This window comes from Massilia sp. Soil_C_3, assembly GCF_057657035.1.
Genome location: NZ_JBDGJG010000006.1, coordinates 218,716 through 235,252, shown reverse-complemented (window position 1 = coordinate 235,252; position 16,537 = coordinate 218,716). Strand labels below are relative to the sequence as shown.

General features: G+C 65.7%; 10 protein-coding genes. 1 reads left to right on the top strand and 9 read right to left on the bottom strand.

All coding sequences use genetic code 11. The features are described from left to right. Window positions 1–30: 30 nt before the first annotated feature. Both AC3A6F_RS13990 and AC3A6F_RS13985 read right to left on the bottom strand, forming a co-directional pair. Window positions 31–4,188, bottom strand: coding sequence for a CheR family methyltransferase (locus tag AC3A6F_RS13990; protein ID WP_487681673.1), 4,158 nt, complete (start codon window positions 4,186–4,188; stop codon window positions 31–33). Between the two features lie 154 nt (window positions 4,189–4,342). Beyond that, window positions 4,343–6,622 carry a carbohydrate binding family 9 domain-containing protein gene (locus AC3A6F_RS13985; protein WP_487681671.1) on the bottom strand — a complete coding sequence of 760 codons (2,280 nt, stop codon included), beginning with the start codon at window positions 6,620–6,622 and terminating at the stop codon, window positions 4,343–4,345. A 275-nt stretch (window positions 6,623–6,897) separates the two neighbouring features. On the opposite strand from AC3A6F_RS13985, the gene AC3A6F_RS13980 reads away from it, so the two are divergent. Further along, entirely contained in the window at window positions 6,898–8,997 is a 2,100-nt protein-coding gene (locus tag AC3A6F_RS13980) for a putative bifunctional diguanylate cyclase/phosphodiesterase (protein ID WP_487681669.1), read from the top strand. 156 nt (window positions 8,998–9,153) lie between these two features. Here AC3A6F_RS13980 and AC3A6F_RS13975 read toward each other — a convergent pair whose 3' ends face one another. The 7 genes from AC3A6F_RS13975 to fba form a co-directional block, all read right to left on the bottom strand. Continuing rightward, window positions 9,154–9,837 carry an OmpW/AlkL family protein gene (locus AC3A6F_RS13975; RefSeq protein WP_487681667.1) on the bottom strand — a complete coding sequence of 228 codons (684 nt, stop codon included), beginning with the start codon at window positions 9,835–9,837 and terminating at the stop codon, window positions 9,154–9,156. A gap of 62 nt (window positions 9,838–9,899) precedes the next feature. Next, a complete protein-coding gene (locus AC3A6F_RS13970) occupies window positions 9,900–11,261 on the bottom strand; it encodes an SGNH/GDSL hydrolase family protein (RefSeq protein WP_487681665.1) in 1,362 nt (453 codons plus the stop codon). Window positions 11,262–11,520: 259 nt separating this feature from the next. Continuing rightward, window positions 11,521–12,552, bottom strand: a complete 1,032-nt coding sequence (locus AC3A6F_RS13965; protein ID WP_487681663.1) for an L-threonylcarbamoyladenylate synthase — start codon at window positions 12,550–12,552, stop codon at window positions 11,521–11,523. A 1-nt stretch (window position 12,553) separates the two neighbouring features. Beyond that, on the bottom strand, window positions 12,554–13,750 hold the full coding sequence (locus tag AC3A6F_RS13960) for a 5-(carboxyamino)imidazole ribonucleotide synthase (protein ID WP_487681661.1): 1,197 nt from the start codon (window positions 13,748–13,750) through the stop codon (window positions 12,554–12,556). 5 nt (window positions 13,751–13,755) lie between these two features. Further along, the gene (gene purE, locus AC3A6F_RS13955; protein WP_487681659.1) at window positions 13,756–14,253 is read right to left on the bottom strand and encodes a 5-(carboxyamino)imidazole ribonucleotide mutase; all 498 of its coding nucleotides are present in this window, start codon (window positions 14,251–14,253) and stop codon (window positions 13,756–13,758) included. Window positions 14,254–14,257: 4 nt separating this feature from the next. Further along, a complete protein-coding gene (locus AC3A6F_RS13950; protein WP_487681657.1) occupies window positions 14,258–15,154 on the bottom strand; it encodes a phosphoribosylaminoimidazolesuccinocarboxamide synthase in 897 nt (298 codons plus the stop codon). A gap of 279 nt (window positions 15,155–15,433) precedes the next feature. After that, window positions 15,434–16,498, bottom strand: a complete 1,065-nt coding sequence (gene fba, locus AC3A6F_RS13945) for a class II fructose-bisphosphate aldolase (RefSeq protein ID WP_487681655.1) — start codon at window positions 16,496–16,498, stop codon at window positions 15,434–15,436. Window positions 16,499–16,537: the final 39 nt, after the last annotated feature.

The window sequence follows — 16,537 nt, the reverse complement described above, 5'->3', positions numbered from 1 at the left end:
CACAGGCGCACACATGCTTCGGGCGTCACATCATGCGTTTGCGGCTTCGCACAAGGCATGCACGGTTTCGCACAACACGTCCACCGATACCGGCTTGGTCAGCCAGGCGGAAAAACCCGCCTCCACGGCGCGCTTGCCTCCCTGCTCCTGGCCAAGGCCACTTGCCGCGATCACCGGCAAGCGCGCCAGGCCCGGCATCGTGCGGATCGCCGCAATGAACTCGTAGCCGTCCATATCCGGCATGGAAATGTCTGAAATGACGGCATCAAATTTCCTTTGTCCGAGCAGGTCCAGGCCCTGCCGGGCGGTCGACGCCACCTGGACCTCGGCGCCCTCGAGCTCGAGCAGCATCTGGATCACCGAGGCGGTATCCTCCGAATCGTCGACCAGCAACAGCCGGCGTCCGGCCAGGTTCGACAGGCCGGCGCCGCCATCGCCCCCGCCGCCATCCTGGGCCATCTGCGCCAGCGGCAGGCACAGGGTAAAGGTGCTGCCCTGGCCGATGCCGGGCGAACGGACCTCGACCGTGCCGCCATGCAGTTCGGTAATCTGGCGCACCAGCGCCAGGCCGATTCCCAGGCCCGTCTTGTTGCGCACCACCGTCGCCGTGCCCTGTCCGAACATCTCGAACACGCGCGGCAGGGCTTCTTCGGAAATGCCGGCGCCGGTGTCGCTCACTTCCAGGCGCGCCTGGTCGTTCTCGATGCCCAGGGCCACGCGCACCGTGCCGCCGGCCGGGGTGAACTTGACCGCATTGCTCAGCAGGTTGAGGATCACCTGTTCGATCCGCACCGGATCGACCGCCACCATCACGGGTCGGGTATAGGGGACGAATTCGAGCCGCAGGTTGTCGACCGCCGGATCGGTGCGCATAACGTCGACCAGCTTGCCGGCGATCGTGGCCAGGTCGATGTCCTGGATCGCGAGCGTCAGCTTGCCGGTCGTGACGCGTGAAATGTCCATCAGGTCTTCGATGATCTTGGCCTGGGCCGTCACCGATTCGCGGATGATCGCAGCCGAGCGCAGCGCCGGCTGCGACTCGCGCACCGCCGGCAGGCGTCCCAGCAGTTCGGCATTGATATAGATGATGTTGAGCGGGTGCCGGAGTTCATGCGACATCACGGCCAGGAACTCGTCCTTCAGCGCATTGGCCGACTCGGCATGCGAGCGGCCGGTCTGTTCGCGCGACAGCGCCACCTCGCGCTGCTCGTCGTGATGCACGCGCGAGGTCTGGTCGCGCATGATCTTGGCATAGCCTTCGAAGTCGCCCTTGTGCAGGATCGTGGTGACGCCGGCGCAGAAGAAGCGGCTGCCGTCCTTGCGCAGGTACCAGCGCTCGTCCTCGGCGCGGCCGCTGGCGCGCACGCCGCGGCGCTCGCTGTCGGGCACGCCGGCCACCCGGTCTTCCAGCAGGTACAGGCGATCCACGCTGGCGCCCAGCATGTCCTGTTCGGCATAGCCGAAGTTGCGCTCCGCCCCCTTGTTCCACGCCGTGACCAGGCCCTGGCGGTCGGTGGTGATGATCGCGTAGTCGTCGGTGCTGTCGGCCACCAGGCGCATCCACTCCTCGCCGATGCGGGCCTTGGCTTCCGCTTCGCGCCGGCGGCTGATGTCGATGAAGGTCATTACCGCGCCTTCGATCCTGTCTTCGGTCGTGCGATAGGGCAGCAGGCGCATGAGGTAGTAGCGCCCGTCGTTGCTGCGCAGCTCGCGCTCGACGGGGTGCAGGGTATCGAAGGTGGAGGACACGTCGTCGGCCAGGTGGCCGTACTCGAGGCGGTGCGTGATATCGAGCAGCGAGCGGCCGATATCGGTCGCGATGATCGAGAAGATGTCCGCCGCCCGCGGTGTAAAGCGCTTGATGCACACCGCCCGGTCGACGAAGATCGTGGCAATGTCGGTGGACGCGATCAGGTTGTTCAGGTCGTCGTTCGCCTTGCCGGTTTCTTCCACCTTCACTTTCAGCTCGTAGTTGACGGTGACGAGTTCCTCATTCACCGACTGCAGCTCTTCCTTGCTGGTTTCGAGTTCCTCGGTGGCCGAGCGCAGCTCTTCGTTAATGGCCTGCAGTTCCTCATTGGAAGCGCGATGCTCTTCGTTGGAGACCTCGGCATGCTCGATCGTCTCTTGCAGTTTCTGCTTGCTGCGCTGCAGCTCGGATTCGAGCTGGCGGAGCACGAGATCCTTCGGCTCGACGACGTTCTCGCCCGGCTGGGGGTTCATCGTCCTTTCGATCTCCTCGAACAGGATCAGGGCGAAACCGGTATTGGCGACCTCGTCGGTAAACGGCCGGACGATCATGTTGACGAAGAAGGTCGCGCTTTCGCGCTTGATCATCACCCGATGCGCCTCGACGCTGTTGCCCGTCTGGAGCGCCTGGTAAAGCGCCATGCGCAGTTCGAGCCGCAGCTCGGGCAGCACCAGCGCCATCACATTGCGCGACGGTTCGCCGCCGATATGGCGCAGGAAGCGGCCGGCGGTGTCGGACATGTGCACGATGTCCGAATCGCGGTCGACGATCAGGCTTGGCGGCGCGAATTTCGACAGCGCGCGCTGGTGCACCTCGCCGTAGGAAAACTGGGGACGCGGCGGCACGCCGGCCAGCAGCGGCTCTGGCGTGCGATGCGGCGCTGGGCTGGTCAGTGCGGGCAGGTAGCGGGCGGACCGGGACAGGGTGCGAGCGCGATAGATCCGGTTCTTCTTGTCGAACGGCACGAAATATTCCGACGCCGCATCCGCCGATTCGGACGACCCGAGGAACAGGAAGCCATCGGGATTCAGGGCCGCGTGGAATTTTTCCAGCACGCGCAGCTGCGCCTCGCGGTTCAGGTAGATCAGTACATTACGGCAAGAAATCATGTCCAGCCGCGAAAACGGCGGATCGCGCAACAGGTTGTGGGATGCGAACAGGATGCGGTCGCGCACCGACTTGCGGATGCAGTAGCGTCCCTCCTCTTTCGTGAAGAAACGGCGCAGCTTGATCGCCGGCACATCCATGGCGATCGCGGTGGGATAGGCGCCCGCACGGGCAACCGAGATCGCGTGTTCGTCGATATCGGAGGCGAACAGCTGGAATTCCGCCGGCTTGGGCAGGCTTGCCGCGTGTTCCGCAAGCATCATGGCAATCGAATACGCCTCCTGGCCGGTGGCGCATGCGGCAACCCAGACGCGGATCTGCTGGCCCGGCGGCTTGTTGCGAAACAGGTCGGGAATGACCGTCTGCTCCAATGCCTCGAACGCACCCCGGTCGCGGAAGAACGACGTTACGCTGATCAGGAGGTCTTTCAGCAGCAGCTGGAATTCGATCGGCTCGCGTTCGAGCAGTTCGGCGTAGGCGGACAGCGAGGTCACACCCTTGACCAGCAGGCGGCGCTCGATGCGGCGCAGCACCGTGGCGCGTTTGTAGTGGCGGAAATCGTGACCGGTATCGGCGCACAGCATCGTGATGATGCGCTGCAGGGCCTCCTCGTCGCGGGCGTTGGCGCTACCGCCGCTGGCATTGTCGTTGCCGGATTCCGGTTCGGCTTCGATGGCCTCCGAGGGCAGTTCCAGATCGCGTGAAGTCTGCCACAAGTCGACCAGTTTTTTGGCCATCGCATCGGCCGGCAGCACGAAGTCGACCACGCCGGTGGCAATGGCGGCGGCCGGCATGCCCTCATGGTCGCAATCGATCGGGTCTTGCGCCAGCGTGACGCCGCCGAGCTCCTTTACCCGCCCCAGGCCGACCGAGCCGTCCGAGCCGGTGCCGGACAGGACGACGGCCACGGCGCAGCGCCCGTGCGCCTCGGCCAGCGTGCGGAAGAACAGATCGATCGCGGTGTGCTTGCCGCGCGGCCGCGTGAGCGCGGCGACGTCGAGGTGACCGTCGTCCATCGACAATTGCTGGTTCGGCGCGATCACATAGATATGACCCGGCCGGATGGGTTGCCGCTCGCTCACCTGGTGCACGGGCATCTGCGTCACCCGCTGCAGGATGGCGCCGGCGGCGCTGTCGTGCTCTGGCGCCAGGTGCAGGATGACGACGAAGGCCATGCCATGCTGGGCCGGCATCGCGCCGAACAGGCGCAGCAAGGCCGGCAAACCGCCGGCCGACGCCCCGATCCCCACAACCGGGAAATCCAGTCCGCTACGGGCCGCTCGTCCGGGCGTCTGGTTGGCTGCGAGAGCCGGTGGGTTGCCTGTATTCATCGGTTCGGGGACTCGAGAGTGAAATTGCAGTCTATCCGATGAATGTCATTAAAGTAAGCCTTTATGCAAATGTATGTCGCTTGCGGGAGCCGCGCGATTGTGCACATTCACATGGTGCTGCACGCTTCATGCCGGCGGACCGTCACTGCAGCGCCTACACTTCCCACTGCAGCTTGAACGTCACCGACCTGCTGCGCTCATCCACCAGCGGCAGCTTGTCGTCCACGACGCCGAACGACACCGTGCGCCCGACCCGCCATTGGTGGCGGTACAGCAGCGAACGATGGATCTGGCGGTCGTTCCACGCTTCCAGCTGGGTCACGCCGTCGTCGCGCCGCGCAGCCCAGGTGTTTTGCGCAAGCAGACGCACCGAGTCGCGCGCGCTGAAATGCAGCATCGCCAGCCAGCGCCAGGCGGTGTCGGAGAACGCCGGCTGGCCCAGCGTGCCCTGTACCCAGGCCCGGTTCACGTGATGGTCCAGCTCCAGCGACCAGCCGCGGCGCAATGGGAAGCGCAGCCCCACGTCCAGGATCACGTTGCCGCCCGGCCCCACGCGGTCGGCGTCGACGTCCAGCTGGCGTCCCAGCGCGACTTCCGCCGCGATCTTCGAGATCCACGGCGCCGGCGTGGTCTCGACGCCGAAGTTGACGACCCGGGTATCGTGCAGGCGCCCGCCAGGCCCGGCGCGCTGGCGGTCGAAGCCCAGTTCGAACCACAGCCCGGTCTGGAGCGGCGCCGCCATCCATACGCCGGGACGGAGCTTGCGCTCGACCGTTTCTCCGCCGCGCTGGCCGGTGAAACTATCGGCCAGCGTGCGCATCTCGTGCACGATCAGATAGGTCTCGAATTCGTACAGCTCGAGCGAGCCGATGGATTGCGGGCCCAGGATGCGGTTCATCGATCCCGTGATGCGGGCGATGCCGGCCTGCGGCACGAAGCCGTTGTCGTTCACGAAGCCCGGTGCGATCGCCTCCACCTCGGCTTCGTGCCACCAGCGTGCGGTCTTGTGCAGGTACTTGCCCCACAGGTAGCCGCCGGAACGCCCGTCCACCTGCGCCGGTAAATCATCTTCCGTGAAGCCGGCCGTGGTGCGCGAGGCCATCGCCACGCCGGACAGCTGATGCTGGACGCCGCCGTCGGTCTCGCCGCGCCATTGCGCATCGACGCCCAGCACCTCGTTGCTGCCGAAGCGGTGGTAGTCGCGCTGCGAGACGAAGGCGCCCAGCAGCAGGCCGTCCTGGTGCCAGCGCGCTCGCGCCAGGCTGGCCATCGTGCGCAGGGTCTGCGCGTATTCCAGCGTTTCATAGGGACGCCCGCGCAGCACCAGGCCGCCCGGCTCGTCGCGCAGGCTCATCGCGGTGGCGTCCATGTGCGCGCCGCGCCAGGTCGCGCGCAGGCCATATTCGGGATCGTTCACGGTGCGCGAATAGAAGGCCGGCAGCGGCAGGCCCAGCACGTCGGCGCTCTCCAGGAAGAAGCCGCGCTTCTCGGGCAGGCTGAGCGCCACGTTGCTGGCGCCCTGCGACACCGGCTCGTCGATCTCGACCTGCGAGAAATCCGGGTTGATGGTGGCGTTGAACACCCAGTCGGCGCGCGGGCGGGCATTGATTTCCAGGCCCAGCTCGGCCTGCGAGCCGCGCATCCGCTGGCCCGGACTCCAGGCGCGTGCGCTGCGCACCGTCAGTTCGGGACGCAGCTCGACGAAGCCGCGGTCGCGCACCGCTTCCACGGTGGCGTCCATGCCCGCGATCTCCTGCAAAAAGCTCAGGTGGCTCAGCGAGTCGATCCGGAACGGCGCCGTCACCAGCAAGGCGCCTTGGGCATGCGGGACGCTGCGCTCGACCATCATGCGCCAGTTGCGTCCGTCCGCATACGGGAAACGCAGGTTCGACAGCGGCCAGCGCACTTCCATGCTGTAGCCGTCGGGAAGGATTTTGACGGCGGTCTCGACCGGGAAGTCCGGGCCCAGGTCGGATTCGTCGTCGTCGGCGCGGTGGATGCCGTCGCTGACCACACCCAGGGTATTGATGCGCACGAACTGGGCCGAGCGGCCATGGCCGGCCGGGTCGATCCAGATGCCGATGAAGTCCTGGTCGGCGGCGACCTTGTCTCGCCGCGCCAGCTGGCCGCGGCGCCGCTCGGGCGCCGGGTCCCAGGCGCGGATGCCGAATACCAGCGCGCCATCGTCCACCAGCAACTGCACCGTGGTGCGCAAGCCCCCTGGAGCGGGCTGCCCGTCGCGCGGCAAGTGCTTGTGGAAATCGTCGTACAGTGGCGCGCGCTGCCAGGCCGCCTCATCGAGCATGCCATCGATGGCCGGCGCCTCGGGCGCGCCGATGCGCAGCGCGCGCAAGCCGTCGCCATCAGCGGAAGCATGCGCGGCGCCGGCCGAGAGGAAGGCGGCGAGCAGGACAAAAAATCGGCGCAGGGTCACGTCAGGGATCGCTCGGAATGGGGGCCGGGCAGTCTAGCATGCAAGTTATTAAAAAGAAAATTCAACCGACATACCATGCAACTTGGGTTGCGACTGTGAAAGTGATTACTGAACATGTCACATTCCGTGGTATGGCGTTCTCATTTGACAATCTTTAGCGCTATCAGCCTCAGGTCCACTCTGTGTGCGTGAGTATTTACGCTACCATCAATGCACGACGCATGAAGATCGTGCCAGTCTCTACTTCTTGAGCGTGAGAACACATGAGTGCGCAGATGAGTACGACGCAGCCGGATCCTTCCCTGCCCGAGCAACCGGGCGCCCTGTCGCTCGACCTGCTATTAAGTCACTTGCCAGGCGCAGTCTATCGCTGCCATCACGACCGCGACTGGACCATCGAATTCATCAGCGACGGCGTCGAAAAGCTGACCGGCTACTCGCCGGCCGCCTTCACCGCGCGGCCCGGCCTGCCTTTCGGCTCCATCATTGTTCCTGAGGATCGCGTCCTGGTGGATGGCGCGGTTGCCCTGGCGCTGGCCCAGGGCAGCACCTACCAGGTGACCTACCGGATCCGCACCGCGAGCGGCGACATACGCTGGATCTGCGAACAGGGTTCGCTCAATCTGTCGGGCGGCGCACCCGGCATGCTGGAAGGGTTTCTCTCCGACTTCACGCGCCTGAAAAAGGCCGATCTCAAGATGCAGGAGCAGGCCTCGTTCCTGCAACGGGCGCGCGACGCCATCATCGCGATGGACATGCATTCCGTCATCAGCTACTGGAACCATGGCGCCGAGCGCCTGTATGGCTGGAGCGCCCAGGAAGCGCTGGGCAAGCGCTTTTGCGACCTGTTGTGCGACAAGCCCGCGCTCTACGAGGCCGCCTTCAGGCAGACGCTCGAGTCGGGCGAGTGGGCGGGCGAACTGGCCCATATCCGGCGCGACGGCTCGACGGTCGACACCGATACCAGCTGGACCCTGCTGGGCGCGGACCACACCCTTGGCGCCTGCCAGAAGATCCTGGTGATCGGCACCGACATCAGCGAACGCAAGATCAACGAGGCCAGGATCTTCCACCTGGCCTTCTTCGACCACCTGACCGACCTGCCCAACCGCGCCAACCTGCTCGACCACCTGCGCCGCGCCCTGCTCACCAGCACACGCACGCGCAAGTGGGGGGCGCTGATGTTCTGCGACCTCGACAACTTCAAGTTCCTCAACGACAGCCAGGGCCACGCGGCCGGCGACCAGCTGCTGCAGGCGGTGGCGCGCCGCCTGGAGCACTGTGTGCGCGAGGCCGACATGGTGGCGCGCCTGGGCGGCGACGAATTCGTGGTGCTGATCCAGCCAACGGAGGACGCACGCGAACTGGCCGCGAACCAGGCCGAAATCGTCGCCGCCAAGGTCGTGGCGGCCCTGGCCGCGCCGTTCCAGCTGGGCGAGCTGAATTACTCGGTGTCGGTCAGCATCGGCGTGGTCACGCTGTGCGGCGTCCACGACACGGTGGAATCGACCTTGCGCCAGGCCGACGGCGCGATGTACCAGGCCAAGGCCGCGGGCCGCAACACCTTCCGCTTCCACGATCCGGCGGTGCAGGCCGCGTGGTCGGCGCGCGCCGACCTCGAAGGCAGCCTGCGGCGCGCGCTGCAGCACGACGAGTTCATACTGCACTACCAGCCCCAGCTCGACCGCTCGGGCCGGGTGCTCGGCGCCGAGGCGCTGCTGCGCTGGCGCCTGCCCAATGGCCGGGTGCTCTTTCCGGCCGAGTTCATCCGCGCCGCCGAGGAAAGCGGGATCATCGTCGAGATCGGCAAATGGGTGCTGCGCACCGCCTGCGCCGAGCTGGCGCGCTGGCAGCGCGTGCCCGAGACGGCCGGCCTGACCCTATCGGTCAACGTCAGCGCGCGCCAGTTCAACCAGCCGGATTTCGTGCCCATGCTGCAGGGGATCTTCGAACACAGCGGGGTGCAGCCATCGGGTCTGAAACTCGAGCTGACCGAAAGCCTGGTCATCACCGACTTCGTCCAGACCGCGCACACCATGGCCACGCTCAAGCGGCGCGGCCTGAGCTTTTCGCTGGACGACTTCGGCACCGGATACTCATCGCTGGCCACCCTGCGCAAGCTGCCGCTCGACCAGCTCAAGATCGACCACTCCTTCATGCGCGACGTGCTCACCGACCAGAACGACGCCTCGATCGTGCGCTCCATCATCGCGCTGGGCGACAGCCTGGGATTACAGGTGATTGCCGAAGGGGTCGAGACGCTGGGGCAGCGGCAGTTCCTGTCGGATGCCGGCTGCTATCTCTATCAGGGTTTCCTGTACCAGCATGCCCTCAGCGCCGAGCATTTCACGCAGTATGCGCGCGGGGTGCATTAGCCCTCGCAGGCTTAGTTGTCCTGTAAACGCCGTCGTCCCCGCGAAGGCGGGGACCCAAGTTTTCCAGCGCAGTGTCTACATAAAACGTAGTGGCTACACAAAGGACTTGGGTCCCCGCCTGCGCAGGGACGACGTATTGAAGCTAACGAAAAACGCTTAGAACTTGTAACCCACCGCCAGCACGATCGCCACCGGATCCAGTTTCATGAACTGGGTCTGGCCGGTCGAGAAGTGCACGTCGGTGCGCAGGCGGGTCTTGATGACGGTGGCGTCGGCGAACCAGCGCTCGTCGAAGTTCATCGCCACGCCGACTTGCGCGCTATAGGTCAGCTTGTTGTCGATCTTGAAGGTGGTCGGCACGTCGCTGCCCGGGTTGGTGATCGCGGTCATCTTGCTCGAACCGCGTTCCTTCATGAAGTAGGCATAGGTCGGGCCGACGCCGATAAACGGACGGAAGGTCGAGGTCGGCGCGCCGAAGCGGTATTGCACGAAGGCGGTCGGCGGCAGCGCCTCGACTTCGCCCAGCTTGCCGGTGCCATCGATCGCGCCGGCGCCGTAGATGCTGTGCTTGTACGGCGTGCCGAGCGCGCCTTCGACCGAGATATTGTCGGTCAGGCTGTACGACAGGATCAGCACCGGCTGCATGTCGTTGCCGACGTCGGCCTTGGTGCCCGGCAGCGCCGGCGCGCTGATGTCGCCGCTCTCGACCTTCGGCATCAGGCGGTTGAAACCGACCTTGGCCGTGATCTGGCCGGCCGATTGCGCGTATGCGCCGGACGCGAATGCCAGCCCGGCAGCCACACCCAGCACCTTGATCATGCTGTTGAAACGAACTTTCATGCTATCTCCTGATATGTGTGTGAGGGCCTGCCGCCAGGCAGCAGGCCCGCCGCTGCTTGCTCTTACAGCCAGCCCTTGATTGCCATGTCCTTGAAGACGTAGCGGGCGATGAGGTCGTTCTCGAACGGGGTCGGGTGGATCCCGTCGGCGAACATGTAGCGGCTCACATCACCTGCGACCGTGTTGTTCGCGGTGCAGATCAGCGAGGTGGTGCCCAGCGCATTGACGGCACAGGCCGGTGCGCTGGTGTTGGTCAGGCCGTATGGGCCGGGATTCTTCACCTGGTCGTTGCTGACGGTGTACAGGTCGGTGTACAGCACGCGCGCATCGTCGGCGCCCAGGCCGGCTTTCAGCTGGGTATTGAAGGCGTTGACCATGGCGGTCACCAGTTGCTGGATCGCCACAGGACGCGACCTGGCGGTCGGGGTGCTGGCGACGTCCGGCAGGTTGGCGACGATGACGTACTTGGCGCCCTTGGCCAGCAGTTCGCTCTTGACCAGGCCGGCCATCTGCGCGCCGGCGGTACCGACCGCGGTGACCATGGCGGTCGCGTTGGCGGTGGCGTAGGCGCCGGCCGCGGTGTTGCCGGCGGCAGTGCCGTCGGCCTGGGCGGCGGCCACGATCGGGCCATACACGGCCGGTTGGGCGACGGCCTGGTTACCCGGCTGCATCGCGGCAGCGGTCACGGCGGCGGTGACGACGCTTTGGTCGGTCTTGCCCGGACGTGCGTTCTCGGTGGCGATCGCCACGCCGATGGCTTGCGCCGCGGCTTGCGGGTTGGTCGCGCCGGCCGCGAGGCGGGTGGCCAGGGCGGTGGCGAAGGCTTGCGCGCCGGCGGCGGTGCCGGCATTGGTCACGGCGGCCAACTGCATCAGCACGTCGTTACCGCCCGACAGCACGGTCACCAGCTCGGTGCCGGTGAACTTGTTGCCGGTCTTGGTCAGGTGATTGGCGATCTGGGTCACCATCGGCGTGGTCATCTCGCCGATCGGCGAGCCGGTGGCGACATTACCCGGACCAACCGGATTGACCACGCGCGAACCGCCTTGCGCATAGTTGAAGCAATTGGCGTGGTTCACGATCGGCACGTTGAAGCCGAGCGAGGCATCGCCCACCAGGCCGGTCTGGGCGGCGCACGGCGCGGGCAGGTTGAGCTGGGCGGCCATGAAGTCGAGCCAGATCTTGCCGGTCAGGTCAACGTTCTTGGCAGTGCTGTCGCCATTGATGGTGAACTTGCCGCCGCCGGCCGCCGCAACGGCGCCGACGCGGTAGGTGCCCACGTCCGACAGGCTGTCGCCGAACGACACCAGGTTAGTGAAGGTGAGCTTGACGGTCTGGTCGCCGCCGGCTGGGCTGGTGCCGCCGCCGCATGCGGTCAGGAGCGCGGCCGTCAGAACGGCCAGCGCGAGTTTGGTATGACGCATTGTGTCTCCTGGATTGAAATTATTTTGAAACGAACGCCCGTGCTATTCGCATCATGGTAACTATGCCAGCGTTCAAACCGCTTGTATAGCAAATTCCATTGCGTGTGGGCATTCGGCTACCACACCTATCAAAAGAGATGGGTAAGCCTGAGGGATGGGATTATAACCACCGTTTTCCCAACAGAAAGAGACGGGTTTGTAACAGACAAGCGCGAAATGCGGAGCGTTTGAGCTCCGTCATTTGCTTTATTGATATAAATTAAACTTTTGCTTGGCTGTTGAGCAAACCGTGCACGATGCCCGTCGAACCATGGGCCGCACGGCGCAGGCGGTCATTCACGCCCAGCCAGTCGCCGCCCTGCGGCGGCGCCTCGACCAGGATCACGTCGCCCCCCTGCCCGTCCATCGCGCGCAGCGCGGCGTACAGCGCGTGGGCGAAGCCGTCGGGCGCGGCCGGCAGGCGCAGCGCGGCGTGGGTGGCCGGCATGTCGCTCATGTGGATCAGGGCCACCTTGCGGCCGGCGCCGTGCAGCGCGGCCAGGGTGGCGAGCAGGGTCGCCCGTTCCTGCATCGCCACCGGCGTGTGCGGCGCGTAATGCGATTCGAGCGTGCCCGAGGCGCGCGGCGCCGCAGCGTCCGGCGCGGCCGGCTGTTGGTCGATCACGGCGGCGATCGCGGAGGCAGAAATCTGGCCGGGACGCAGCAGCACCGGGCCGTGCGTATCCAGCCGCGACAGGTCGACGATGGTCGATTCGATACCGACCTGCGAGGGGCCGCCATCCAGGATCATGGCCACGCTGCCGTCCGGCCCGAATTCTTGCTGCACATGCTCGGCCAGGGTCGGGCTGACGTGGCCGAATTTATTCGCCGACGGCGCCGCGACGCCGCCGCGGCCACCCTTGAAGGCGCGCAGCAGCGCCAGCGCCACCGGGTGCGCCGGGCAGCGCAGGCCGACCGTGTCCTGGCCGCCGCTGACGGCGTCCGGGATGTTCGGGGCGCGCTTGAGGATCATGGTGAGCGGGCCGGGCCAGAAGGCAGCGGCCAGCGCTTGCGCCTGCGGCGGGATGTCGCGGGCCCAGTAGTCGAGCGGCGCGTCCGGCGCCAGGTGCACGATCACCGGATGGTCTTGCGGGCGGCCCTTGGCGGCGTAGATGGCGGCCACCGCCGCCGGATTCTCGGCGTCGGCGCCCAGGCCATACACGGTCTCGGTCGGGAAGGCGACCAGCGCGCCCGATTCGAGTGCGCGGGCGGCGGCGGCGATGGCCGCCGGGTCGAACTGCGGCGTGTCCATCCTAGGGCTCGATTCCCAGGATGGCGCAAGCGGCGCGCAGATTGCCCTGCGCCTCGGCCAGCGTCGGCGCCACGAAGGTCACGTGGCCCATCTTGCGGCCGCGGCGCGGGTCGTTCTTGCCGTACAGGTGCAGGTTGGCGCCAGGCAGCGCCAGCACCCGGTGCCAGGCCGGTTCACGGGCGCTGTCAGCCCCCCCTTCGCTCGCCCCTTCGAACCAGACATCGCCCAAGATGTTGAGCATCACGCTGGCCGAATGCTGGCGCACGTCGCCCAGCGGCAGGCGCGCCATCGCACGCACCTGCTGCGCGAACTGGCTGGTGATGCAGGCGTCGATCGTGTAGTGGCCGCTGTTATGCGGCCGTGGCGCCATCTCGTTGACGACCAGCGTGCCGTCTTCGAGCACGAAGAACTCGATGCACAGCACACCCACGTAACCCAGCTGGGCGACGATGGCGCGCGCCGCATCCTGGGCCTGCTGCGCGCAGGCCGCGGACACGTTCGGTCCCGGCACGGTGGTGGTGAACAGGATGCCGTCGCGGTGCACGTTCTCGGCGATCGGGTACACGACCGACTCGCCGTCATGGCCGCGCGCGGTCAGGACCGACACTTCATAGGCCAGCGGCAGCATTTTTTCGAGCAGGCAGGTCACGCCATCCATGGAGTCGAAGGCGGCGCGCACGTCCTCGCGCGAACGCACGCGGACCTGGCCCTTGCCGTCGTAACCCATGCGCACGGTCTTGAGGATGCCCGGCAGCAGATCGTCGCCAATGGCGTCGATATCGGCATGCGAGGCGATGGTCTTGTGCGGGGCCGGCAGCACCTTCGAGGCCGGCGCGCAGTCGACGAAGAACTTCTTCTCGAGGATGCGGTCTTGCGCGATCTGCACGCACAGGCTCGATGGCGCGACAAAGCTGCTTGCTGCGAGCTGCGCCAGGCTGTCGGCAGGGACGTTCTCGAATTCGGTGGTGACGGCCGCGCACAGGGCGCTTAGCGTGGCCAGGGCGCCGCCATCGGTGTAATCGCCTTCGATGGTGCGGTCGGCTACCTGGCCAGCCGGGCAATCGGCGCTCGGCTCGAGCACGGCGACCTTGTAGCCCATGGCCTGGGCGGCGTGAGCGAACATGCGGCCGAGCTGGCCGCCGCCCATCACGCCAAGCCAGGTCGACGGATCGGCGGATGGGAGAAACGGTTGAGTCATATTACTTATACGGGAAGGGTCATGGCCTGGGCGGCGGCGGTCTGGTCGCGGCGGAACTGCTCCAGCTTGTCGGCCAGGGCGTCGTCATTGGCGGCGATGATCGCCACTGCGGTCAGGGCCGCGTTGGCGGCGCCGGCTTCGCCGATGGCGAAGGTCGCCACCGGGACGCCTTTCGGCATCTGCACGATCGACAGCAGCGAATCCTCGCCGCGCAGGTATTTCGACGGCACCGGCACGCCCAGCACCGGCACGATGGTCTTGGCGGCCACCATGCCAGGCAGATGGGCCGCGCCGCCGGCGCCGGCGATGATGGCGCGCAGGCCGCGGCTACGCGCCTGTTCGGCATAGGTGAACATCTCGTCCGGCATGCGGTGGGCCGAGATCACTTGCGCTTCGAACGGCACGCCGAATTGCTTCAGGATGGCGACCGCGTTCTGCATCACGTCCCAGTCGGACGAGGAACCCATGATCACGCCAACCAACGGCTTTGCTTGATCCGTCATCTGCTTACGCCTTCAGCTTTTCGCCGGTCAGGCGTTCGATGGCTTCGAAATACTTGGCCTGGGTTTTTTCGATGACGTCCGCCGGCAGCGCTGGCGCCGGTGCGGTCTTGCCCCAGTCGGTCAGGGTTTCCAGGTAGTCGCGCACGAACTGCTTGTCGAACGACGGCGGCGACATGCCCGGCGCGTACGAGTCGGCCGGCCAGAAGCGCGACGAGTCGGCGGTCAGGACTTCGTCCATCAGGTGCATCACACCGTTGTCGTCGAGGCCGAATTCGAACTTGGTGTCGGCGATGATGATGCCGCGGGTTGCGGCATATTCGGCAGCGGCGGTGTACAGCTTGATGCTGATATCGCGCATCTTGGCGGCCAGCTCGGCGCCGATCTTTTCTTCCATCTGGGCGAACGAGATGTTCTCGTCGTGCTCGCCGATATCGGCCTTGGCGGCCGGGGTGAACAGCGGTTCCGGCAGCTTGTCGGCCTGGCGCAGGCCGGCCGGCAGCTGGATGCCGCAGATCGCGCCGCTTTGTTGATAGTCCTTCCAGCCCGAGCCGATGATGTAGCCGCGCACGACGGCTTCGACCATGATCGGCTTCAAGCGCTTGGCCACGACGGCGCGGCCTGCTACCTGTTCCACCTCGTTCTCGGCGACCACGCTTTCCGGCGCCACACCGGTCAGGTGGTTCGGCACGATGTGACCGAGCTTCTCGAACCAGAAATCGCTCATCTGGTTCAGCACCATGCCCTTGCCCGGGATCGGCTCGTTCATGACCACGTCGAAGGCCGACAGGCGGTCGGTGGTGACGATCAGGATCTTGTCGTCGCCGACGGCGTAGTTATCGCGCACCTTGCCGTGACCGAGCAGTGGCAGGGACTGGATGGAGGATTGGTAGAGGCTGTTCATAGATGGGCTATCAGGAAAGCGGAAACCGGCGACAAAGGCCGCCGGTTGAGAAAGTCAGGCCGTGTGGGCCTGTGCAATGCGATATTTTACGTCAATTTGCGCTGCGGTCGGTCGAAACCACTGACGACAATTACCGGCCCGCACCCCCTGAACGTCGTTCCCGCGCAGGCGGGAACCCAAGCCTGCATGCATTGTGGTGATATTTAATCTTGCCACTGCTCAGGGAAAATTGGGTTCCCGCCTGCGCGGGAACGACGTTGGTTGAGGACGGGGTGATGCTTACTGAACGATCTGCGCCAGCTCACCAGCCTTGTAACGCTCCGCCATCTTGTCCAGCGGAATCGGCTTGATCTTGCTCGCCTGGCCTTCGCAGCCAAACGCCAGGAAGCGCGCCTTGCACACTTCCATCGCCGCTTCACGCGCCGGCTTCAGGTAGTCGCGTGGGTCGAACTTCGACGGGTTCTGGAACATGTATTTGCGGATCGCGGCCGTCATCGCCAGGCGGATATCGGTGTCGATATTGATCTTGCGGACGCCGTGCTTGATGCCCTCTTGGATCTCTTCGACCGGCACGCCATAGGTTTCCTTCATGTCGCCGCCGAATTCACGGATGATGGCCAGCAGTTCCTGCGGCACCGACGACGAGCCGTGCATCACCAGGTGGGTGTTGGGGATGCGGGCGTGGATTTCCTTGATGCGGTCGATCGCCAGGATGTCGCCGGTCGGCTTGCGCGTAAACTTGTAGGCGCCGTGCGAGGTGCCGATCGCGATCGCCAGTGCGTCGCACTGGGTACGCTTGACGAAGTCGGCCGCCTGGTCGACGTCGGTCAGCAGCTGTTCGCGGGTCATCTTGCCATCCGCGCCGTGGCCGTCTTCCTTGTCGCCCTGCATCGTTTCCAGCGAGCCCAGCACGCCGAGTTCGGCTTCGACGGTCACGCCGATCGAGTGCGCGAACTTGACGACTTCTTGCGACACCTGAACGTTATATTCATAGCTGGCGACGCTCTTGCCGTCGGCCTCGAGCGAACCGTCCATCATCACAGAACTGAAGCCCGAGCGGATCGCGGCCATGCAGACGGCCGGCGACTGCCCGTGGTCCTGGTGCATGACGACCGGGATGTGCGGATAGGCTTCGACGGCGGCGTCGATCAGGTGACGCAGGAAGGCTTCGCCCGCGTACTTGCGCGCGCCGGCCGAGGCCTGCATGATGACCGGGCTGTTGGCAGCATCGGCGGCGGCCATGATGGCCTGCACCTGCTCCAGGTTGTTGACGTTGAATGCCGGCAGACCGTAGCCGTTTTCGGCGGCGTGGTCCAGCAATTGACGCAATGATACGAGTGCCATGGTTGTACTCCAAAACAATAAAGAAACTTGTCCGGGAAT